This is a genomic window from Streptomyces sp. NPDC086766 (assembly GCF_044746005.1).
Taxonomy (GTDB): domain Bacteria; phylum Actinomycetota; class Actinomycetes; order Streptomycetales; family Streptomycetaceae; genus Streptomyces.
This window is the reverse complement of record NZ_JBIVBI010000013.1, coordinates 109,355-133,286: the sequence shown is the minus strand read 5'-3', so window position 1 is coordinate 133,286 and position 23,932 is coordinate 109,355. Positions and strand designations below refer to the sequence as shown.

Annotated in this window: 9 protein-coding genes; 6 read left to right on the top strand and 3 right to left on the bottom strand. The window is 71.1% G+C overall.

Annotation, left to right across the window (positions count from 1 at the left end; genetic code table 11):
- The first annotated feature begins 29 nt into the window (after positions 1-29).
- Positions 30-917, top strand: coding sequence for a cellulose-binding protein (locus tag ACIPM1_RS23660; protein ID WP_356187995.1), 888 nt, complete (start codon positions 30-32; stop codon positions 915-917).
- Between the two features lie 135 nt (positions 918-1,052).
- Here ACIPM1_RS23660 and ACIPM1_RS23655 read toward each other — a convergent pair whose 3' ends face one another.
- Both ACIPM1_RS23655 and ACIPM1_RS23650 read right to left on the bottom strand, forming a co-directional pair.
- On the bottom strand, positions 1,053-2,666 hold the full coding sequence (locus tag ACIPM1_RS23655) for a cation acetate symporter (protein ID WP_402437685.1): 1,614 nt from the start codon (positions 2,664-2,666) through the stop codon (positions 1,053-1,055).
- A complete protein-coding gene (locus tag ACIPM1_RS23650; protein ID WP_402437683.1) occupies positions 2,663-3,208 on the bottom strand; it encodes a DUF485 domain-containing protein in 546 nt (181 codons plus the stop codon). The genes ACIPM1_RS23655 and ACIPM1_RS23650 overlap by 4 nt, the downstream gene beginning before the upstream one ends.
- Before the next feature lie 786 nt (positions 3,209-3,994).
- Here ACIPM1_RS23650 and ACIPM1_RS23645 point away from each other — a divergent pair.
- From ACIPM1_RS23645 to mfd, 3 genes are all read left to right on the top strand, one after another.
- Positions 3,995-4,783, top strand: a complete 789-nt coding sequence (locus ACIPM1_RS23645; RefSeq protein WP_402437681.1) for an ABC transporter ATP-binding protein — start codon at positions 3,995-3,997, stop codon at positions 4,781-4,783.
- A complete protein-coding gene (locus ACIPM1_RS23640; protein WP_402437679.1) occupies positions 4,780-7,356 on the top strand; it encodes an ABC transporter permease in 2,577 nt (858 codons plus the stop codon). The genes ACIPM1_RS23645 and ACIPM1_RS23640 overlap by 4 nt, the downstream gene beginning before the upstream one ends.
- A gap of 409 nt (positions 7,357-7,765) precedes the next feature.
- A complete protein-coding gene (mfd, locus tag ACIPM1_RS23635; protein WP_402437677.1) occupies positions 7,766-11,302 on the top strand; it encodes a transcription-repair coupling factor in 3,537 nt (1,178 codons plus the stop codon).
- Positions 11,303-11,395: 93 nt separating this feature from the next.
- Here mfd and ACIPM1_RS23630 read toward each other — a convergent pair whose 3' ends face one another.
- A complete protein-coding gene (locus ACIPM1_RS23630; protein WP_356187973.1) occupies positions 11,396-11,572 on the bottom strand; it encodes an antitoxin in 177 nt (58 codons plus the stop codon).
- Positions 11,573-11,747: 175 nt separating this feature from the next.
- Here ACIPM1_RS23630 and ACIPM1_RS23625 point away from each other — a divergent pair, with 175 nt between their 5' ends.
- Together ACIPM1_RS23625 and ACIPM1_RS23620 are read left to right on the top strand one after the other, a co-directional pair.
- On the top strand, positions 11,748-12,566 hold the full coding sequence (locus ACIPM1_RS23625; protein WP_402437903.1) for an HNH endonuclease family protein: 819 nt from the start codon (positions 11,748-11,750) through the stop codon (positions 12,564-12,566).
- 311 nt (positions 12,567-12,877) lie between these two features.
- Positions 12,878-23,914 (top strand): LamG-like jellyroll fold domain-containing protein, encoded by an 11,037-nt coding sequence (locus ACIPM1_RS23620; RefSeq protein WP_402437675.1) that lies wholly within the window; start codon positions 12,878-12,880, stop codon positions 23,912-23,914.
- Positions 23,915-23,932: the final 18 nt, after the last annotated feature.

Below are 23,932 nucleotides of genomic sequence, written 5' to 3'. Positions count from 1 at the left end.
GGCGGGGGTCCGGCGGAAGGGGTTCCAGGATGGGCAGCACACCGGTGTCACCTCACGGCTTCGCGGCCGTACGGGGACGCGGCTACCGGCCGGAGCAGGCCGACGCCTGGGTGGCGGCCCTCTCCGACGACCGGGACGCCGCCTGGGAGCGTGCCGCGCGGCTGACCGTCCTCGCCAAGAACATGGAGGCGGAGGCCCTCGCCCTGCGGGAGACCGTGGCGCGGCTCGCCCCGCAGACGTACGCGGCCCTCGGTGAGGGCGCCCGGCTGCTCTACGAACTGGGGCGGCGGGAGGCGCAGGAGGTCCGGGAGCGCGCCCGGCGGGAGGCGCGGCACGTGGTGGAGGAGGCGCGGGCGGACGCGGAGGCCGTGCTCGAAGCGGCCCGGACACACGCCGAGGCCGTGCGGACGGCGGCCGAGGAGACCGCCCGGCAGCGGCTGCTGGCGGCGCGCGCGGAGGCCGACGAGATCCGGATCTCGGTGCGGCGCGAGGTGCGGGAGGGCCGGGGCGAGGCGCTGGCCGCGCTGCGGGAGGTGCGGCACCGCGTCTGCGGGATGCTCGCCGAGCAGTCCCGCGAGCACGCCGAGCGGTGGGCCGAGGCGGAGCGGGAGCTGGCCGGGCGGCAGGCCGCGCTGGAGGCGGAGTACGCCGGGCGCGTGGTGGCCGCCGAGGCGGCGGTGGCCGAGGCGGCCGAGGTGCTCGCCGCCGCGGAGGAGGTGGCGCTGCGGGCACCGGAGGAGGCGGGGGCGCGGGCGGCGGAGGTGCTGGCCGAGGCCCGGGCGCGCGAGGAGCGGATCGGCCGCGAGACCGAGGAGGTGCTGCGGGAGCACGGCGAGAGGTGGGACGACGTACGCGCGCAGATGGACTCGGTGCAGGACAGCATCACCACCCTCACCGGGCGGGCGTGGGCGGAGTAGCCGAGCAGCGGACGGCGGGCCCGTTCCGCGGGCCCGTTCCGCGGGGGCGCCCCGGACCGGCCCTCCGGCCCTCCGGCCGTCCGTCGGCCCGGGGTGCCCGCAGCCCGTCGGCCCGGGGTGCCCGCCGCCCGTCGCTCAACCGCTCCTGCGCACCGCGCCCGCCAGGATCCACCCCTCGACCGCCTCGTACTGCCGGCGCTGCTCCTCGGCCTTCGCGCGGCCCGAGGCCAGGGTGCCGAGCCAGCCGAAGAGGAAGCCCAGGGGGATGGAGACCAGGCCGGTCGTGGTGAAGGGGAAGAAGTTGAAGTCGGCGTCGGGGAAGGCCGCCACCGGTGAGCCGGAGACCAGGTTGGTGCCCGGCATCAGCAGCAGCACCGCCAGGGTGCCGCCGATGAGCGTGCACAGCAGGCCCGTTCGGGTGTAGCGGCGCCAGAAGAGGCTGTAGACCAGGGCGGGGGCGATGGCGGACGCGCCCAGGCAGAAGCTCAGCGTCACCAGCGGCTGCAGGCTGCGGTGCTGGACCAGGACGGCCAGCAGGATGGTGGGGGTGCCGACCGCCAGCGCGGAGACGCGGGCCAGGGTCATCTCGCGCCGCGCCGACATCTCCCGCACCCGGACCGCGAACACGTCGTGGGCGAGGGAGTTGGCGCAGGCCAGGATCATCCCGGCGACGGAGGCGAGCAGGGTCAGGAACAGCGCCGTCGTGACGGTGGTGAACAGGAAGCTCTCCGCCGCCGACACCTCCGCGCCGAACACCGCCCGGCTGCCCAGCAGATAGGCCGTGTTGCCCTGCGGGTCGGCCTGCGCGACGACCCCGCGCCCGATCAGCGCCGTCGCGCCGAAGCCGACGACCGTGACCACCAGCACGAACAGTGCCACGCTCGACACCGCCCAGGACATCGACCGCCGTACCTGCCGGGCGCTGGAGGCGGTGTACATGCGCATGGTGATGTGCGGCAGGCAGGCGCCGCCGAGGACGACCGTCAGCTCCGAACTGATCATGTCCAGGCGGGGGTTGGCGCCGTCGGCGAACTCCAGGCCCGAGTGGAGGAAGGCGGGCCCGACCCCGCTGCGCTGCGCCGCCGCGGCGAACAGCGCGCCGGGATCCCAGTCGAACCGCCGCAGGACCAGTACGGCGACGACCGCGCCGGAGCCCAGCAGCATCACGATCTTCAGGATCTGGATGAGGGCCGTGCCCTTCATACCGCCGATCGCCGCATAGCTGATCATCAGCACGCCGAGGCCGATCACGCAGCCCGTCTTCAGCGAGTCGCCGGAGAAGCCGAGGATGAAGGCCAGCAGCTGTCCGGTGCCGGCCAGTTGCACCAGCATCAGCGGCACCAGCGCGGCGATGGTCACCGCGCACGCCGCGATGCGCGCCGACCGCCCCGGCATCCGGCGCGCCAGGACGTCGCCCATGGTGAAACGGCCCGCGTTGCGCAGCGGTTCGGCCAGCAGGAACATCATCAGCATCAGCGACAGGGCCGTGCTGAGTGCCAGCACGATCCCGTCGTAGCCGCACAGGGCGATCACGCCGCCCGTTCCGAGCACGGAGGCCGCGGAGATGTAGTCGCCCGCGATCGCCAGGCCGTTGCGCACGGGGGACAGGGAGCCGTAGCCGGTGTAGAACTCGTCGAGGTCGTCGCGGTCGGGGCCGGTCATCACGCACAGCAGCAGCGTGACCGTGGCGACGGACGTGAACGCGACCAGGGACATCGTCTGGGCCGACCCGCTGAACTGCGTGGTCATCGGGTGGCCTCCCGCTTCGCCTCCAGCTCCGCCTGCTTGCGGATGCGGCCGGCGATCGGGTCGACGTACCGGCGCGCGGTGCGTTCGTAGAGGGCTATCGCCAGCCAGGTGACGGGGAGTTGGAGCAGGGCGAGCAGCAGCCCGAGGGGCAGTCCGTCGGTGACGGTGGTGGTCATGAGCGACGGCGCGAACGCCGAGAAGACCAGGAACAGCGTGAAGTACCCGAGCGCGGTGAGCGTGGCCACCCGGCGCTGCCGGCGGTAGGCGCCGCGCAGGATCCGCAGGTCGCTGTGGTGCCCCAGCGCGGGCCGGCGCGGCGGCCGCCGGTGATCGGGTCCGGGTTCGGACGCGGGCGGCGACGGCTGCCAGGGATAGGTCGGGCGGGCCGCGTCGGCCGGGTGGGGAGCGTAGGCCGGGTACGGCGGTGAGGCCTCGTGCGGGGGATACGGACGCGACGGGGACGCGTCGTGCGGCCGGTACGGGTACGACGACGACGCGTCGTGCGGGCGGTATGGGTACGGCGGGGACGAGTCGTAGGACATCCCGGTACTCCTTGCGCGGCTCGGGTCCGGTGCGGCGGACTGCAGGGAGGGGGGTGAGTGGTGCCCGCACGCTACTCGGCCGACCGGGCGGTCGCGGGCTTTTCGCCAAACTGTCCGGTCGGTATGCGCTTTCTGCGCGGCGCCGGGGTCCGAGCTCGGGGGTTACCCGCGTTAAGTCGGTCTTTTGGGCCCGACAAGGGCAGCAGCCGCCGCGTGTGCTGCCGATCGAGAAGCACGAGGAGATCGCGTCCGTGCTGCCCAGATCGCAGGAGCGGCGTGCGATGCAGGGGGCGGACGCCGGTAGCCGGCCTGGAGGGCCGGATCAGCCGGGACCAGCCCGCGAGCCAGGAGGTGAACGCCGTCCAGGACGCCCCCCCGAGAAGACGGTCGCCGGGCCGGCGGGGTTCTTGCTGTCGCGGACGGGGACGTGGGTGGGGCGGGCGGCGGCTTCCCGCTTGCCCCTGACGCGGCGGGAGGGTGGAGGCTGTGTGGGCCGGAGGGTGGAGGCGACCCTGAGACGGCCTCCACCCGTCGGTGGACGGCCCCTAGGGGTACCTCCGTACTCGGGGTCGGGGAGGGGTCGTACCGGCGGAGGACGAGAAGGCCGGGGCCTCCTCCTTAATCTGGCTCTACGCCGCTGGGGGGCGGCGCACCGCACCGGCGACGGTGGGGTTTTCCCCCGGGGAAGAGGGTGCTGGGCACCAGCGCGCCAGGAAGGCACCCCGGCCAGACTCATCGGCGTACCACTGCGTACGGCCAACCGCTGACCGACATAGGAGACTTACCGTGACTACGGCTGTGACCATTCCCAGGCACGGGGGTACTGGAGGGCCTACGGCCGTAGCCGCGCGGGCGCGGCAGGTCGTGAAGGCGTACGGGGCCGGGGAGACCCGTGTCGTCGCCCTGGACCACGTCGACGTGGACATCGCCCGCGGACGGTTCACCGCGATCATGGGCCCCTCGGGGTCCGGCAAGTCCACCCTGATGCACTGCCTCGCCGGGCTCGACACCGTGACGAGCGGGCAGATCTACCTGGACGAGACCGAGATCACGGGCCTGAAGGACAAGAAGCTCACGCGGCTGCGCCGGGACCGGATCGGGTTCATCTTCCAGGCGTTCAACCTGCTGCCGACGCTGAACGCGATCGAGAACATCACCCTGCCCATGGACATCGCCGGGCGGAAGCCGGACAAGGCGTGGCTGGACCGGGTCGTGGAGACCGTGGGGCTCGCCGAGCGGCTCGGGCACCGGCCAAGCCAGCTCTCCGGCGGCCAGCAGCAGCGGGTCGCCGTGGCCCGGGCGCTCGCCGCCCGACCCGAGATCATCTTCGGCGACGAGCCGACCGGCAACCTCGACTCGCGGGCCGGCGCCGAGGTGCTGGGCTTCCTGCGCCGGTCGGTGGACGAGCTCGGGCAGACCATCGTGATGGTCACCCACGACCCGGTGGCCGCCTCCTACGCCGACCGCGTGCTGTATCTCGCCGACGGCAGGATCGTCGACGAGATGCACCAGCCGACGGCCGACCAGGTGCTGGACCGCATGAAGGACTTCGACGCCCGCGGGCGGACGTCATGACCGTGCTGAAGACCTCCCTGCGCAACTTCCTCGCGCACAAGGGACGCATGGCGCTGTCCGCGATCGCGGTGCTGCTGTCGGTGGCGTTCGTGTGCGGCACGCTGGTGTTCACCGACACCATGAACACGACGTTCGACAAGCTGTTCGCGGTGACGGCGGCCGACGTGACCGTCTCGCCGAAGGGTGCGAGGAACGACAAGACACCGCAGAGCGGTGTGCCCGAGTCGCTGCCGGCCTCGCTGGTGGCGAAGGCGCGCGAGGCCGAGGGCGTGAAGTCGGTCGAGGGCGGCGTGGTGTCGGCGAACGTGACCGTCGTGAACGCCGACAACGAGAACATGGGCTCCTCGACCGGCGCCCCGACGATCGCCGGCAACTGGAACGGCAACGAGCTGCGCTCGATGGAGATCACCTCCGGGCATGCCCCCCGCGGGCCGACGGAGACGATGGTCGACGCCGACACCGCCGGCAAGCACCACCTCAAGCTCGGCGACGAGTTGCGCACCATCGCGCAGACCGGCGACTTCAAGGCACGGATCGTCGGCATCGCCACCTTCAAGGTGACCAATCCCGGCGCGGCCATCGTCTACTTCGACACAGCCACCGCCCAGCGTGAACTGCTCGGCGCCACCGGCCGGTTCACACACCTCAACATCACCGCCGCATCCGGCGTCTCCGACGGGACGCTGAAGCGGAACGTCGCGCGCACCCTCGCCGGGACCGGCGCCGGGGCCTACAAGATCCAGACCGCCAAGGAGAACGCGGACGAGAACCGCAAGAGCCTCGGCCAGTTCATGAACGTCATCAAGTACGCCATGCTCGGCTTCGCCGGTATCGCGTTCCTGGTCGGCATCTTCCTGATCATCAACACCTTCTCGATGCTGGTCGCCCAGCGGACCCGGGAGATCGGCCTGATGCGGGCGATCGGTTCCTCGCGCCGGCAGGTCAACCGTTCGGTGCTGGTGGAGGCGCTGCTGCTCGGTGTCGTCGGCTCGATCCTGGGCGTCGGCGCGGGCGTCGGTGTCGCGGTCGGCCTGATGAAGCTGATGTCGGCGATGGGCATGGAGCTGTCCACGCGGGACCTGACGGTGAAGGCGACCACGCCGGTGGCGGGGCTGCTGCTCGGCGTCGTGGTCACCGTGCTCGCCGCCTACCTCCCGGCGCGCCGGGCCGGCAAGGTCTCCCCGATGGCCGCGCTGCGCGACGCGGGCACTCCGGCCGACGGCCGGGCGGGCCGGGTGCGGGGCGTGATCGGCCTGGTCCTCACCGGCGCCGGTGCCGCGGCCCTGTTCGCGGCGGCCGGGGTGAAGAAGGCGAGCGAGGGCTCACTCGTGCTGGGGCTCGGCGTGGTGCTGACCCTGATCGGCTTCGTCGTCGTCGGGCCGCTGCTGGCCGGCGGGCTGGTGCGGGTGATCAGCGCGGTGCTGCTGCGGGTGTTCGGGCCGGTCGGCCGCATGGCCGAGCGCAACGCCCTGCGCAACCCGCGCCGCACCGGCGCCACCGGGGCCGCGCTGATGATCGGCCTCGCGCTGGTGGCGTGCCTGTCGGTGGTCGGCTCCTCGATGGTCGCCTCGGCCACGGGCGAGCTGGACCGGTCGGTCGGCGCGGACTTCATCGTCCTGGGGAAGCAGCGGATCGTGCCGCAGGCGGAGAAGGCCATGCGGGACACGCCCGGCCTGGCCCACGTCACCCGCTACAAGACGCTCGACGCCACGCTGACCTCGCCCGACGGCCAGGTCGACGACCAGGGGGTGACGGCCGCGGACCCGTCGTACGCCGAGGATCTGCGCCGCACCACCACCGCCGGCTCCCTGGCGGCCGCCTACGGCGACGACGCCATGTCGGTCGGCTCCGGCTACGCCAAGAAGCACGGCGTGCACGTCGGTGACACCCTGACCGTCGCCTTCAAGGGGGGCCGGACGGCCAAGCTGAGGGTCGCGGCCGTCACCAGCGACGACGCCGCCATCGACCAGGGCGCGCGCTACCTGAGCATCGCGACCATGCAGAAGTACGTCCCGAAGGACAGGATCCCGCCGAACGAGATCATGTTCGCCAAGGCCCTGGACGGCCGCGAGAAGCAGGCGTACGCGGCGCTGAAGAGCGCGATGAAGAAGTACCCGCAGTACCAGGTGCGGGACCAGACCGACTACAAGGAGGAGCTGAAGGACCAGGTCGGCCAGCTCCTCAACATGGTCTACGGCCTGCTCGCCCTGGCGATCGTCGTCGCGGTCCTCGGTGTGGTGAACACCCTGGCCCTGTCGGTGGTCGAGCGGACCCGGGAGATCGGTCTGCTGCGGGCCATCGGCCTCTCCCGCCGGCAGTTGCGGCGGATGATCCGGCTGGAGTCGGTGGTGATCGCCCTGTTCGGCGCGCTGCTGGGCCTCGGGCTTGGCATGGGCTGGGGCGCGACCGCGCAGAAGCTGCTCGCGCTGGAGGGCCTGAAGGTGCTGGAGATCCCTTGGCCGACGATCACCGGGGTGTTCGTCGGCTCGGCCTTCGTGGGCCTGCTCGCCGCCCTGATCCCGGCCTTCCGGGCGGGCCGGATGAACGTCCTGAACGCGATCGCGACCGAGTAGCGGCGCGGCCGCGCCGTACGCCGGAACCACCGCACACGGGGGTTGCGGGGGACGGGCCCGGGGCCGGAAGTCATGTGACTTCCGGCCCCGGGCTTTGCTGCGCCGCTTGCGGTGTGGGACCGCCCGGTACGGGGCTGCGGCGTGCCCGCCCGGCGCCGGCTTCGGGCGCCCGCCCGGCGCGAGGCGTGTGGCTTCGGCATCCGCGCGGCCGCGCGCTGCGGGGGCGGCCCGGTGCGCCCCGGAGCGCCGGGCGGGCGTGGCTCCGTGTGCCAGGAGTGGCCGGGTGTTGCCACAGCCTCCGCCGGTCGCCGTTCGGGCGTCGTAGGCTGGAAGGACCCCCGGCCCGCGGCGCGTGTCGGGCTCTTCGTGTTGTCCACCAGCCCTGCCCACCCCGGACGGAAAGCCCTCCATGAGCCTGCACGGTCTGCTCGACGCCGTCGTCAAGGACCCCGCCCTAGCGGAAGCGATCACCGCGGCCGCGGACGGCAACCGCATGCACGTCGACCTGGTGGGGCCCCCGGCGGCCCGCCCCTTCGCGGTCGCCGCGCTGGCCCGCGAGACCGGCCGCCCCGTCCTCGCGGTGACGGCGACCGGCCGCGAGGCCGAGGACCTGGCCGCGGCGCTGCGCTCGCTGCTGCCCTCGGAGGGCGTGGTGGAGTACCCCTCCTGGGAGACGCTCCCGCACGAGCGCCTCAGCCCGCGCAGCGACACCGTCGGCCGCCGCCTCGCCGTTCTGCGGCGCCTGGCCCACCCCCGGCCCGACGACCCCGAGACCGGCCCGGTCTCCGTCGTCGTGGCGCCCGTGCGCTCGGTGCTCCAGCCGCAGGTCAAGGGCCTCGGCGACCTGGAGCCGGTGTCCCTGAGATCCGGGCAGTCCGCGGACCTGAACGAGGTCGTCGAAGCCCTCGCCGCGGCCGCGTACGCGCGCGTGGAGCTGGTGGAGAAGCGCGGCGAGTTCGCCGTGCGCGGCGGCATCCTCGACGTCTTCCCTCCCACCGAGGAACACCCCCTGCGCATCGAGTTCTGGGGCGACGACGTCGAGGAGATCCGCTACTTCAAGGTCGCCGACCAGCGCTCCCTGGAGGTCGCCGAGCACGGTCTGTGGGCGCCGCCCTGCCGGGAGCTGCTGCTCACCGAGGACGTCCGCACCCGCGCCGCGGCCCTGGCCGAGCGCCACCCCGAGCTCGGCGAACTGCTCGGCAAGATCGCCGAGGGCATCGCCGTGGAGGGCATGGAGTCCCTGGCGCCGGTCCTCGTCGACGACATGGAGCTGCTGATCGACGTCCTGCCCAAGGGCGCCATGGCCGTCGTCTGCGACCCCGAGCGGGTGCGCACCCGCGCCTCCGACCTGGTGGCGACCTCGCAGGAGTTCCTCCAGGCGTCCTGGGCGGCCACCGCGGGCGGAGGCGAGGCGCCCATCGACGTCGGCGCGGCCTCCCTGTGGTCCATCGCCGACGTCCGCGACCGGGCCCGCGAGCTGGACATGATGTGGTGGTCGGTCTCGCCGTTCGCCGCCGACGAGTCCGCCGGGGACGGCGACACGCTCAAGCTGGGGATGCGCGCCCCCGAGACGTACCGCGGCGACACCGCGAGGGCGCTCGCCGACACCAAGGGCTGGCTCGCCGACGGCTGGCGCACCGTCTTCGTCACCGAGGGCCACGGCCCGGCCGCGCGCACGGTCGAGGTGCTCGGCGGGGAGGGCGTCGCGGCCCGGCTGGACGCCGACCTCGGCGAGATCTCGCCGTCCCTGGTGCACGTGGCGTGCGGCTGCATCGACCACGGCTTCGTCGCCCCGGCGCTGAAGCTGGCGGTGCTCACCGAGACCGACCTCTCCGGCCAGAAGGCGTCCGGCCGGGAGGGCGCCCGGATGCCGGCCCGCCGCCGCAAGACCATCGACCCGCTCAGCCTGGAGGCGGGCGACTACATCGTCCACGAGCAGCACGGCGTCGGCCGCTACATCGAGATGGTGCAGCGCACCGTGCAGGGCGCCACCCGCGAGTACCTGGTGGTGGAGTACGCCCCCGCCAAGCGCGGCCAGCCCGGCGACCGCCTGTACATCCCCACCGACCAGCTCGAGCAGATCACCAAGTACGTCGGCGGCGAGGCCCCCACCCTGCACCGCCTCGGCGGCGCCGACTGGACGAAGACGAAGGCCCGTGCGAAGAAGGCGGTCAAGGAGATCGCCGCGGACCTGATCAGGCTGTACTCCGCGCGCATGGCCGCCCCCGGGCACGCCTTCGGCGCGGACACGCCCTGGCAGCGCGAGCTGGAGGACGCCTTCCCCTACGCGGAGACGCCCGACCAGCTCACCACGATCGCCGAGGTCAAGGAGGACATGGGGAAGACGGTCCCGATGGACCGCCTGATCTGCGGCGACGTCGGCTACGGCAAGACGGAGATCGCGGTCCGCGCCGCCTTCAAGGCCGTCCAGGACGGCAAGCAGGTCGCGGTGCTGGTGCCGACGACCCTGCTGGTGCAGCAGCACTTCGGCACGTTCGGCGAGCGGTACGCGCAGTTCCCGGTGAGTGTGCGCGCGCTGTCCCGCTTCCAGACGGACACCGAGGCGAAGGCGGTCCTGGAGGGACTGAAGGACGGCTCGGTGGACGTCGTCATCGGCACCCACCGGCTGTTCTCCTCCGAGACCAAGTTCAAGGACCTGGGCCTGGTCATCGTCGACGAGGAGCAGCGCTTCGGCGTCGAGCACAAGGAGCAGCTGAAGAAGCTGCGCGCCAACGTCGACGTGCTGACCATGTCGGCCACCCCGATCCCGCGCACCCTGGAGATGGCGGTCACCGGCATCCGCGAGATGTCCACGATCACCACCCCGCCGGAGGAGCGCCACCCGGTGCTCACCTTCGTCGGACCGTACGAGGAGAAGCAGATCGGCGCCGCGATCCGCCGTGAGCTGCTGCGCGAGGGCCAGGTCTTCTACATCCACAACCGGGTGGAGTCGATCGACCGGGCGGCGGCGCGGCTGCGGGAGATCGTGCCCGAGGCGCGCATCGCCACCGCCCACGGCCAGATGTCGGAGCAGGCGCTGGAGCAGGTCGTCGTCGACTTCTGGGAGAAGAAGTTCGACGTGCTGGTCTCGACGACGATCGTCGAGTCCGGCATCGACATCTCCAACGCCAACACCCTGATCGTGGAGCGCGGCGACAACTTCGGCCTGTCCCAGCTGCACCAGCTGCGCGGCCGGGTGGGCCGGGGCCGCGAGCGCGGCTACGCCTACTTCCTCTACCCGCCGGAGAAGCCGCTGACGGAGACCGCCCACGAGCGGCTGGCGACCATCGCCCAGCACACCGAGATGGGCGCGGGCATGTACGTGGCGATGAAGGACCTGGAGATCCGCGGCGCGGGCAACCTGCTCGGCGGCGAGCAGTCCGGCCACATCGCCGGCGTCGGCTTCGACCTGTACGTCCGTATGGTCGGCGAGGCGGTCGCCGACTACCGGCGGCAGCTGGAGACCGGCGAGATCGAGGAGGAGGCCCCCCTCGAGGTCAAGATCGAGCTGCCGGTCGACGCGCACGTCCCGCACGACTACGCGCCCGGCGAGCGGCTGCGCCTGCAGGCCTACCGGGCCATCGCCTCCGCCAACTCCGAGGAGGACGTGAAGGCGGTCCGCGAGGAACTCACCGACCGCTACGGCAAGTTGCCGGAGCCGGTGGAGAACCTGCTGCTGGTGGCGGGGCTGCGGATGCTGGCCCGGGCGTGCGGCGTCGGCGAGATCGTCCTGCAGGGCGCCAACATCCGCTTCGCCCCGGTGGAGTTGCGCGAGTCGCAGGAGCTGCGGCTCAAGCGCCTGTACCCGGGATCGGTGATCAAGCCGACCGTCCACCAGGTGCTGGTGCCCCGCCCGAAGACCGCCAAGGTCGGCGGCAAGCCGCTGGTCGGACGCGAACTGCTCGGCTGGGTCGGCGAGTTCCTCGCGTCGGTCCTGGGGTCGTAGCAGGCTCGGGACGCGCTGGGCGTGCCACGCTGTCCGTGACACGCCGTCGGGCCACCGGCCTCTCGGGGCCGGTGGCGCGTCCCGCCTTCGCCGCTACGGCTGCTGTTCGTCGGGACGGCGTTCCTGCTCCATGCCGATGCGGCGCTCCGCCTGCTGCTGGGCCTGGTCGACCTGGGACTCGTACTTGTTGCCCGTCCTCTCGTTGACCTTCCGTTCGGCCGTGTCGGACACGCTCTTGGCCTTGTGCCTGAACTTGTCGAAGATGCCCATGGAAGAGCTCCTTCCGGACGTCGCTCCGACCGACGATACGCCCGGTATGCGCCGTGTGCCTCTTCACGCCTCATATGGCATGGACATCTTCGTCGCTACCGTGGGAAGCCGGAGAACGACCGCCCGCGTCGGGGGCGGGACCGGGAGGCAAGGGGAGGGGCGCATCGTGACGCGTCTGAGGGGCGGGGCCGCCGTGCGCGCGGAGGGGCCCGTGGGGCACGGAGGCGGGCGCCGGAGCGCCCTGGTGACGTCGGCCGCGCTGCTGGCCGGCGGGCTGCTGCTCGGCGGCTGCAAGGACCTCGCCCCGCCCGTGGACGGCGGGCCGTCCAACTCCGCCGTGCCGACCGCCGGTGACGGCCGCGCGGTGAGCCCGCTGGAGAACCCGGACGGCACGAAGCCCGGCCTGGCCCCGATCACGTCCGCCGCGGACCTGGCGAGGGCGCGTTCGCTGATCGGGAAGGTGGCGACGAAGGGGCGCGGCCCGAAGACGGGCTACGAGCGCGACAAGTTCGGATACGCCTGGATGGACTCGGCCCCGGGCGGCATCCCCTACGCGCACAACGGATGCGACTCGCGCAACGACCTCCTCAAGCGCGACGGGGAACGGCTCCGCTTCCGGTCGGGCTCGAACTGCGTGGTCGCCTCGATGATGCTGCACGACCCGTACACGGGCAGGACCATCGAGTGGACCAAGTCCCGCGCCGCGAAGGTCCAGATCGACCACGTCATGCCGCTGTCGTACGACTGGCAGATGGGCGCGTCGCACTGGGCGAAGGGCAAGCGGGAGGACATCGCCAACGACCCGCTCAACCTGATCCCGGTGGACGGGCCGACCAACGGCGCGAAGGGCGACTCGGGGCCGGCGACCTGGCTGCCGCCGAGCAAGCCGATCCGCTGCGCCTACTCGGTGCGCTTCGCCCAGGTGTCGGTGAAGTACGACCTTCCGGTGACGGCGGCCGACAAGCGGATGATGCTCCGGCAGTGCGGCGGCTGAAGTTCGCTCTTGCGCAGCAAATGTGACGGCACGCCAGTAAGTGAGTCACCGTCGGATGAACAACTGATACGGGTCCTGTAACGGAGCCGTAAAGACGTTCACAAGTCGCAAAGGGGCGCCGGACAGCAAAGCGGTCAGGTTCAGCAAGAGGCGGTCAAGGTCTGCACAAGATCGTTCCTTGACGTGTCCACAGGATGTTCACCAGAGGGCAAGATCAGCGCGTTTCTGTGTCGTTCTTGACCGCTGGAGTCGAACCCGTGCTTTTGTGGCCGCTCAGCCGCCGCCCACGCCCCACGCGCACCGCGCGCCGCGTGCGGCCAGCCCTTCTCGCACGTCGAACGCAGCGCCTCGTCGCCACGGTGGCGCTCACCGCGCTCGCCCTGATGCTGACGACGGATCAGGCCCTCGCCGAGGGGCTGGAGCTGGGCCGCGTCGACCTGCCGAGCCTGAGCGCGTCCTCGCTCGCGTCCTGGTTCACCGACCCGCACTGGGGCAAGCTGCCGCACCAGCAGTCCGGCACGGCAACCGGCCACCGGCACCAGGTCTCCGCCGACGCCACCGACGCCCACCACGGCGCGGGCCACGCCCCCGGCAAGGGCCGCGGCGAACTGGCCGCCTACCACCCGCACGCGAGCGCCGTGAAGCACGGCCGCAGCGCGGGCGGCGCCTTCAACGCCAAGACCAGCAAGCGGAACGCCGCCAAGTCCACGCGCAACGAGACCGTCTACGACAACGCCGACGGCTCGACCACCCGCCAGATATCGCCCTCACCCGTCAACTACCAGATGCGCAAGGGCCGCTGGGCGCCGATCGACGTGGACGTACGGGCCGGGCCCGACGGCCGCTGGCACGAGAAGGCCAACTCCCTCGCCGTCGAACTCGGCGCCAAGGCCACCGACTCCGCCCTGGCCTCCCTCGCGCTCGACGACAAGCACCGCGTCGCCTACACCCTTCAGGGCGCCGCCCCCGTCCGGGGCACCGCCCACGGCTCGACCGTCACCTACGGCGGCGTCCTCGACGCCACCGACCTGAAGTTGTCGCCCACCGCCACCGGCGTGAAGGAGTCGGTCGTCCTGCACTCCGCGGACGCCGCCAACTCCTGGACCTTTCCCCTCACCCTGAAGGGCCTCACGCCCGTCCAGCACAGGAACGGCTGGATCGACCTCAGGAACTCCGCCGGCGAGACCGTCGAGCGCATCCCTCCGGCGTACGCGTACGACTCGAAGGTGAACCGCCGCTCCGGTGACCCGGCCACCACCCACGACGTCACCTCCGAGCTGGTCCACGGCAAGGACGGCTACGCGCTGAAGGTGACCCTGGACAGCCGCTGGCTGCACGACTCCCACCGCGTCTTCCCGGTCACCGTCGACCCGACCGTCACCGACGGCTGGACCACCACCTACGCCGAGTCCGGGTCCGGCAACAACGTCGACCACTCCTATGAGCAGACCATCAAGGTCGGCTCCTACGACTCCGGCACCCACTCGGCCAACAGCTTCGTCAACCACTGGGACACCGCCTGGGACGCCAGCGGCGCCACCGTCACCTCGGCGTCCCTGAAGCTCTTCGACACCTGGGCCTCCACCTGCACCGCCGAGCGGTTCGACGTCGCCCTGGTGACCAGCTCCTGGACCCCCGAGTCCGTCACCTCCTACCCGGGGCCCTCCAAGGGCTCCTCCATCGGCAACCTCACGCCCAGCGTGCCCACCGCGTGCGCCAACACCGCCGGCGACCGCTCCGTGGGCGACTGGGTGACGGTCTCGCTGTCCACCTCCGCGATCCAGGGCTGGTTCAGCGGCACCACCGCCGACCACGGCCTCGCGGTCTACGCCGCGACCACCGACAACCTGCACTGGAAGCAGTTCGGCTCCTTCAACGACCCGAACCTCGGCCCGGTCCTCTCGGTCACCTACACCGGCAACACCGCGCCGCAGCTCTACGAGCAGTTCCCGCAGGACAACGCCGTCGTCGGGACCACCCAGCCCGAACTGACCGCCTGGGCCGGCGGCGCCAACTCCACCAGCGGCAGCAACAACCAGTACCTCTTCCAGGTCTACGACGGCTCCGGCGCCAAGGTCGCCGACTCGGGCCTGGTCGCCACCGGCGACTGGACCGTCCCCGCCGGCAAGCTCGCCTGGGGCAAGTCCTACACCTGGACCGTCAAGGCGTACGACTCCGCCACCAACCTGTACTCCCCGGCCGATCCGTACACGCTGTCCGTGCAGGTCCCGCAGCCCGTGATCACCTCCGGGCTGTCGCAGAACAGCAGCGACCACGGCTTCGACGCGGCCATCGGCAACTACACGACCTCCGACACCGACGCCTCGATCTCCACCGTCGGTCCCTCCCTGGACGTCGAGCGCGACTACAACTCCCGCGACCCGCGCTGGACCGGCGCCTTCGGCTCCGGCTGGTCGAGCATCTTCGACTCCCGGGCCACCGAGCAGTACAACGCCTCCGGCACGGTCACCAGCGTCGTCATCACCTACCCCGACGGCTCCCAGGTCGGCTACGGCAAGAACAGCGACGGCACCTTCACCCCCGGCAACGGACGGTTCGCCACCTTCAAGACGGTCACCGGCGGCTACACGCTGACCGACAAGGACGACACCGTCTACACCTTCACCCAGTCCCTGGGCTCCGGCGGCTACGGCCTCACCTCGGTCACCGACGCCAACGGCCGTGCGATCAACCTCACGTGGACCAGCGGACACGTCACCAAGATGACGTCCGCCGTCTCCGGCCGCTCCCTGTCGCTGACCTGGAGCACCCCCTCGGGCGCGCAGGCGGCGCACGTGGCGACCGTGGTCACCGACCCCGTCACCCCCGGCGACACCTCCACCGCCCAGACGTGGACCTACGGCTACACCGGCGACCAGCTCACCAAGGTCTGCTCGCCGCTGTCCACCACCAAGTGCACCGCCTACGGCTACGCCTCCGGCTCCGGCTACCGCAACGCGGCCCTCGACCTCGACCCGCACACCTTCTGGCCGCTGTCGGAGACCTCGGGCACCAGCGCCAAGGACACGATCCTCGCCAACGAGGGCACGACCGACGCGACGTACGAGAACGTCACCCTCGGCCAGGCCACCGGCCCGCTCACCGGGTCCTCGGCGAAGGCCGCCACCTTCAACGGCACCTCCTCCGACGTCTCACTGCCGAAGAACCTCGGCAACGACACCGACTCCGGCGCCATCTCCCTGTGGTTCAAGACCTCGGCCGGCCCGGGCGTGCTCTACTCCTACGCCTCCCAGCCGATCGGCTCCGGGCAGGCAGCCGGCTTCTACACCCCGTCGATCTACGTCGGCACCGACGGCAAGCTGAACGCCGAGTTCTGGTACAGCGGCGGCGTCAACCCGATCGTGTCCTCCGCGTCCGTCGCCGACGGCAGGTGGCACCACGTGGTGCTGTCCGCCGCGGGCAACTCCCAGTCGCTGTTCCTGGACAACACCAAGGTCGGCTCGCGCACCGGCACCGTCTCCATCAAGAGCGCGACCGCGTTCGGCAAGAACCAGTCGTTCAACTACCTCGGCACCGGCTTCCTCGGCGGCAGCTGGCCCGACGAGCCGCACTACTCGACCACCGCCAAGGACGGCTACGCCACCTACTTCAACGGCACCATCGCCGACGTCGGCTGGTACAGCCGCCCGCTGGTCGCCGCCGACGTCAACGCCCTGTACACGTACGGCACCCACGGCACCAGCCTGCTCAACTCCGTCACGCGCCCGTCCGGCAAGACCTTCGCGGCGATGGGTTACGACGCGGACTCCACCACGCTGACCCAGCTCACCGACGAGAACGGCGGCGTGTGGAAGCTCGGCGCCCCGACCGTGGCCGGCTCCAGCGACACCTACCGCGGCGCCGTGCTCGGCGGCGCCCCCTCCGAGTACTTCCGCCTCGGTGAGGCCGCGGGCGCCACCACCGCCGTGGACCAGGTGCGCGGCGGCGACGGCACCTACAACACCGTGACCCTCGGCGCCACCGGCCCGTTCAGCGACGCCAAGGCCGCCACCTTCGACGGGACGGCGTCCCAGGTGACGCTGCCCGGCGGATCGGTCCCGGGCTCGGGCGCCGAGTCGACGAGCATGTGGTTCAAGACGTCGACCCCGAACGGGGTGCTGCTCGGCGCGTCCAAGAACCCGCTGTCCGCCGGCACCACGGCGTCCGGCTACACCCCCGTGCTCTACGTGGGCAGCAGCGGCAAGCTGCACGGAGAGTTCTGGTTCTCCGGCGGTGCGGACAACCCCCTGGTCTCCAGTGCCTCCGTGACCGACGGCAAGTGGCACCACGTGGTCCTGTCCACCTCGGCGAGCAGCCAGTCGCTGTACCTCGACGGCGCGCTCGTCGGCACGCAGACCGGCACCGCCGCGATGTCCGGACAGACGTACGCCTACGTCGGCGGCGGCTTCCTCGGCGGCTACTGGCCGGACGAGCCGCACAACAGCACCACCGACAACACCGGTTACGCCACCTACTTCAAGGGCTCCATCGCCGAGGTGGCCCTCTTCCGCTCACAGCTGTCCGACGCCGACGTCGCCGACCAGTTCGAGGCGGCGAAGAACTCCACCGGCCTGCTTCCGGTGAAGACCGTCAAGGTCACCTCGCCGACCAACTCCACGCTGACGTACACCTACGACGTCACCAACAACAACCGCGCGCTGACCGAGACCGACGGCCTGGGCAACAGGACGAGCTTCGGCTACGACACCGCCGGCTTCGAGCACACCGTCACCGACCCCAACGGGGCGATGACCGTCACCGGCCACGACGTGCGCGGCAACGTGGTCTCCTCCACGTCCTGCCAGGACCAGCCCGCGAACAAGTGCAACACCGAGTACTACACGTACTACCCGGACGACACCACGCCGCAGCTGACCACCGCCGACCCGCGCAACGACCAGCTCCTGACCGAGCGCGACGGCCGGTCCTCGTCCGCGACGGACACCACCTACCTGACGTCGTTCACCTACGACTCGGCCGGCAACCAGACCAAGGTCACCGGCCCGGCGGTGCCCGGCTTCCCGAACGGCCGCGCCACCACCACCGAGTACAGCGACGGCACCAGCGCCTACCCCTCCGCGGACGGCGGCACGGTGCCCAAGGGCCTGCCGGTGAAGACCGTCAGCCCGGGCGGCGCCGTCAACCAGGTGGCGTACCTCAAGAACGGTGACGTGGCCTCCACCACGGACGCCATCGACCTGGTCACCCAGTACACGTACGACGGCCTGGGCCAGGTCACCACCCAGAAGGTCGTCTCCGACACCTACCCGAACGGCCTGGTCACGTCGTACAAGTACGACGCCGCCGGCCAGGTGGTCGAGGAGCACGACCCGCAGCTCACCGACCGCGTCACCGGCGCCACGCACGCCGCGGTCACCAGCACGGTCTACGACGAGGACGGCAACACCACCTCGCAGACCGTCGCCGACGCGAGCGGCGGCGACACGTCCCGCACGCAGACGTGGACCTACGACGCCTACGACCACGTGGCGACCGAGGCCGACGCCAACGCGGCCGAGAACGCCTCCAACGGCAACACCACGACGTACACCTACGACTCGTCCGGCAACAAGACCAAGGAGGTCACCACCGCCGGCAACGAGACCCGCTACACCTACGACGACAACGGCAACCTGCTCACCCAGGGCCTGATGTCCACCGGCGACCCGACGAACCCGCAGCCGGCGGCCCTGCTCACCGAGTCCTCCCGGGCCTACGACCCGGCCGGACGGCTCGCGTCGATCACCGACGCGATGGGCAACACCACGTCGTACACGTACACCGACGACGGCCTGACCGCGACGGTGAAGCGCACCAGCGCCGACGGCAAGAGCACGTACACGCTGGAGTCGGACACCTACGACGCGGCCGGCAACCTGCTGCAGTCCACGTCCGACAACGGCGAGACCGTCACCAAGTACACCGTCGACGCCGCCTCCCGGACCACCTCCACCGAGCTGGACCCGACCGGCGTGGACCGTGTGACCACGGTGTCGTACACCCCGGACGACCAGGTCGCCTCCGAGAGCGACCACGACGCCTCCGGCTACGACCGCACCACCACCAACACCTACGACGACATGGGCAACCTGCTCAGCGAGACGCTGTACGGGGACGCCTCCGGTCACCCGGCGGGCTGGTGGAAGCTCGACCAGACCTCCGGCACCCATGTCACCGACGCCTCGGGCACCGGCAACTCGGCCACCGCGACCGGCGTCACGTGGAGCGACGGCGCGGCGAACTTCGCCGGCACGTCCGACCAGCAGATCGCCACGAACGGGCCGGTGCTCGACACCACCGCGTCGTACACGGTCTCGGCCTGGGTGAAGATGAGCTCGCTGCCGGCCCACAACGAGACCGTCGTCGCGCAGACCGGCAGCACCAACAGCGCCTTCATGCTCCAGTACAACTACGCGCACACCAGCGCGCCGCTGTGGAGCATGGGGCAGACCAGTTCGGACGCCTCCGGCACCTCGTTCCCGTCGGCCTACTCCACCGCCGTGCCCACCGCCGGTGACTGGACGCAACTGGTGGGCGTGTTCGACGCCGCCACCGGCGCCGTCAAGATCTACGTGAACGGCAGCCTGTCCGGCTCCGGCACCAACACCACACCGTGGAACGCCACAGGACCGCTCACCATCGGGCAGGCCAAGTACGCCGGCGGCTCCACCGACCAGCTGCCCGGCGCGGTCTCGAACGTGCAGGTCTACCAGCGGGCCCTGTCCGACTCCGAGGTGACCTCGCTCTACGGCAAGGGCCGCTCCGGCGGCACGGTCGGCTCCTCCGACGCGCAGACCACGAAGTACAGCTACGACAAGCGCGGCCTGCCGACGTCCATGACGGACGCCGAGCAGCACACCACCGACTACAGCTACGACGAGGCGGGCAACCTCGCGGTCACCACCGCGCCCGCCGTCCAGGCGGAGCCGGACGGCACCACCGCCTCCACCGTCCGCCCGGTCACCACCAGCGGCTTCAACACCTTCGGCGAGGGCGTCGAGGAGCAGGACCCCAACGGCCTGGTCACCACCACGGTGTACGACGCCGAGGGCAACAAGGTCTCCGAGACCCTGCCGCCGTACACCCCGAGCGGCGCCTCCTCGGCCAACGCGGGCACGACGGTCTTCACGTACGACAGCGAGGGCAACCAGACCTCCGTCACCTCACCCGGCGGCAAGACCACGTCGTACCTGTACGACCAGATGGGCAACCTCGCCCAGACCACCGCGCCGGACGGCACCAAGACGCACGCCACCTACGACGCCGACGGCGAGCAGCTCTCGGCGACGGACCCGACCGGCGCGCAGACCCAGGCCACGTACGACTTCCTGGGCCGGCAGCTCACGCAGTCGACGCTGGAGCGCTACCCGTCGACGCGGACGCTGACCACCACCAACTCCTACGCGGTCACCACCGGCAACCCCTACGGCGCGCACGCCGCCTCCACCACCTCCCCGGGCGGTGTGACGACGCAGTACGCCTACAACCGGGCCGGTGACATCACCTCCGTCACCGACGGCGCGGGCAACACCACCAGCTACGCCTACGACTTCGAGGGCAACCGCGCGAAGACGACGCTGGCGGACGGCACCTACACCACCACCGACTACAACGCCGGCGGCGACCCGACGGCCACGAAGTCCTACGACGCGAGCGGCACCAAGCTCTGGGAGACCTCGCAGGCCTACGACGGCGTCGGCAACATGACCGCCGCCACGGACGCAAACGGCCACACCAGCCGCTTCACCTACGACGCGGCCGGCACCATCACCCAGGAGATCCAGCCGGTCGACGCCTCCACGTCGATCACCACGACCTTCGGCTACGACGCGTCCGGCAACCGGACCCGCTTCACCGACGGCCGCGGCAACTCCTGGCGCTACGCGTACACGCCGTGGGGCCAGCAGGAGAAGGTGATCGAGCCGACCACCGCCAAGTACACCTCGGCGGCCGACTCGACGACGACCTTCGCCTACGACGCCGACGGCCAGATGACGAACGCGACGCTTCCGGGCGGCGTGACGACGTCGATGACGTACGACTCGGTGGGCCAGCTCACGTCCATGTCCGGCTCCGGCGCGGACGCGGCGACGGCGACGCGCAGCTTCACCTACGACACGGACGGCCGGGTGCTCTCGGCGGACACAGCGGAGGCGGGCACGGCCGGCGCGGCGGACCACCAGGACGCCACGCACGACGCGTTCACCTACGACGACCGCGGTGACGTCCTGACCGCCTCGGGCTCGGCGGGCTCGTCGAACTTCGCCTACAACGACGACGGCTCGATGACCTCGCGCACGGACGCGGCGGGCACGACGACGTACGGCTACGACACGGCCGGCCGGCTGTCGTCCCTGAACGACGCGGCCACGGGCACGCAGTTGACGTACTCGTACGGTTCGCTGAACGAGCTGAAGTCGGTCAAGTACGGCTCCACCGGCCAGACCCGCACCTTCGGCTACAACAGCGCGCACGAACTCACCAGCGACGTCCTGGTCCAGGACGCCTCGACCCTGGCGAGCTTCACGTACGGCTACGACCTGAACGGCAACCTGACGTCGAAGACGACGACGGGCGTGTCGGGCGCGTCCTCCAACACCTACGGCTACGACTGGGCGAACCGCCTCACGTCGTGGAACGACGGCACGAAGACGACGACGTACGGCTACGACGCCTCGGGCAACCGCATCCGCCGCGGCTCGGACGTGTTCACGTACGACGAACGCGACCAGCTCACGTCGGACGGCGTCAACTCCTACGACTACTCGGCCCGCGGCACGATGACGCAGGAGGCGTCGGCGAGCGGCACGGTGGCGTACCAGACGGACGCCTTCGGCGGCCAGATCGTCGCCGGTCAGCAGTCGTACACGCAGGACGCGATGGGCCGGAACATCTCCGACCGGGACCGGGCGTCCAGCACCACCCGGACCTTCGCCTACTCGGGCGCGGACAACACGATCGCCTCGGACGGCGACAGCAACTACACCTACGACCCGTCCGGCGGCATCGTCGGCATCAAGTCGACCGGCGGCGGCAGCGGGGTGCTGGCCCTGACCGACCAGCACAACGACGTGGTCGGCACGTTCGCCTCGGGCGCGACCTCGCTCACCGGCTCCGTCTCGTACGACCCGATGGGCAAGGTGGTCTCCCCGGCCAACACGATCAGCGGCCACCTGGGCTTCCAGTCCGGGTGGACGGAGCCGGGCACGGGCGACGTCGGCACGGCCTCGCGCTGGTACAACCCGGACACCGGGGTGTTCCTGAACAAGGACAGCATCTCGCTGAACCCGGTGCCGAACTCGGTGGCGGCGAACCCGTTCGCCTACGTCGACGACAACCCACTCGCCGGTACCGACGAGTCGGGCAACTGCTCCTGGTACGACGTGGTGTGCGGCGCGAAGAAGGTCGCGCACAAGGTGAGCCACGCCGTCCGGCACGTGGCGCAGAAGGTCTACCACGCGGTCAAGCACGTGGCCCGCAAGGTGGTCCACGCGGTCAAGCACGCGGCGCACAAGGTGGTGCACCACGTGCGGGACTACTACCACGCCACGGTGCGGGTGGTGCGGCGTGTCTACCACTACGCCGCGAGGCATGTGAGACGGGCGTATCACCGGGTCGTCCATGCGGTGCACTCGGCGTACCACCGGGTCTCGCGTGCGGTGCACCGGGTGGTGCACGCGGTGAAGCAGGCGGCGCACAAGGTCGCGCACGTGGTGAGGAAGGCCGCGCACGCGGTCGCCCACGCGGCGAGGACCGCGTACCACGCGACGGTCAAGGCGGCGAAGTCGGCGGCGAAGTACGTCAAGCACCACGCCGCGGCGATCACCTCGTTCGTGGTGTCCACGGCGGTGTTCGCGGGCTGTGAGGCGGTGACGGCCGGTGTCGGCTCGATCGGCTGCGCGGCGGCCGCGGGCGCGGCGGGCGCGCTGGTGGAGCAGGGCTTCAAGTGCGCGGAGAACGGCGGCGGCGACTGCAGCGCGGGCGCCTTCGGGGAGTCGGCGCTGACGGGCGCGGTCACGGGCGCCCTGGGCGGTGCCCTGGGCAGCCTGGGCGGCAAGATCCTGGCGAAGGTCGCCCCGAAGGCGATGAAGGTCGTCGGCGGCCTGTTCGGCAAGGGCGCGACGGAGGCCGAGGAGACGGCGGCGACGGACGCGACGGAGGAAGCGGCTTCGGCGGCGGAGTCGGAGGGGGCGGGAACCCGGTCCCAGTCGCACTCCGACGAGTCGGGTGGTGCTGCTGAGGAGTCCGGTCCGAGCTGCCGCCTTCCGCACAGCTTCACCGGTTCGACCCGGGTGCTGATGGCCGACGGCACGACCAAGGCCATCGACCAGGTGCGGATCGGCGACTCGATCGCCAACTCGGTGCCGGGCGCGAAGGGCACGGAGACGCACAAGGTCACCGACGTGATCGTCACGCGCACGGACCACGACTTCGTGGACCTGACGATCAAGGACGCGGGCAAGTCCGCGGGCAAGCCTGTCGACAGCAAGTCGGTGAAGGCCGGCGCGAAGGCCGCGGCCAAGACCCTGGCCAAGAAGGCGGCCCGCAAGGCGGCCTTCGGCCTGGCGGCGTCGGCGGCGGTGCTCGGCGCCCTGTCGGCCGGTCACGGCCACGGTGACGCGCACCAGCCGTCGACGGCGCCGGTGGCGGCGGTCAGCAAGGTGTCGCCGGCGCAGGCCCCCAAGGCCGACGCCAAGGACGCCCACCTGACGACGACCTTCCACCACCCCTTCTACGACAAGACCCAGTCCGCCTTCGTCGAGGCCAAGGACCTCCAACCCGGCGACGTCCTCCAGACCCCGACCGGCACGACCGAGGTCACCGGTGTCCGCCTGTACCACGCGCACACCACCACCTACGACCTCACCATCGGCACCCTCCACACGTACTACGTGGAGGCTGGGACCACAGCGGTCCTCGTCCACAACTGCAATGGGTCGTCGACCGCAGACCCGACTCATCTGCAGGCACGTGTTGACGCGGCGACCAAGAAAATGGGTGCGGGTGCTCGATGGAAGACGGTCGGCGGCTTGCACGTTCCCGAGGGGGGCGGCTTGGACCTGTTTGCGGTGGGCGCGCGCAGCGAGATCACCGATGCCCAGATAGGTCTTCTGGATGAGGCGGACGAAGCTCTCAGGGTCTATCCGCGGCTACCGAAGAAGACGGATGCACCGCTCATCGTCGGCCATAACCATGCTGAGGGTAAGTTGCTGACAGAAGCGATTAATCTGCAGGCCACGCCGAAGCTCTTGATCGCAAGTAACGACTTCTGTGAAGAGTTCTGCGCCCCGCTGATTGAACGACTTGGCGGTAAGATCGTTTCGCCAAGAATGGCGAGATGGCAGTAGCGTGACGTGAGGTGCGGC

Bases quoted from the DNA above. Each gene is read 5' to 3' on its own strand.
- ACIPM1_RS23660 (WP_356187995.1), top strand. From the start codon at position 30: ATGGGCAGCACACCGGTGTCACCTCACGGCTTCGCGGCCGTACGGGGA.
- ACIPM1_RS23655 (WP_402437685.1), bottom strand. From the start codon at position 2,666: ATGACCACGCAGTTCAGCGGGTCGGCCCAGACGATGTCCCTGGTCGCG.
- ACIPM1_RS23650 (WP_402437683.1), bottom strand. From the start codon at position 3,208: ATGTCCTACGACTCGTCCCCGCCGTACCCATACCGCCCGCACGACGCG.
- ACIPM1_RS23640 (WP_402437679.1), top strand. From the start codon at position 4,780: ATGACCGTGCTGAAGACCTCCCTGCGCAACTTCCTCGCGCACAAGGGA.
- mfd (WP_402437677.1), top strand. From the start codon at position 7,766: ATGAGCCTGCACGGTCTGCTCGACGCCGTCGTCAAGGACCCCGCCCTA.
- ACIPM1_RS23630 (WP_356187973.1), bottom strand. From the start codon at position 11,572: ATGGGCATCTTCGACAAGTTCAGGCACAAGGCCAAGAGCGTGTCCGAC.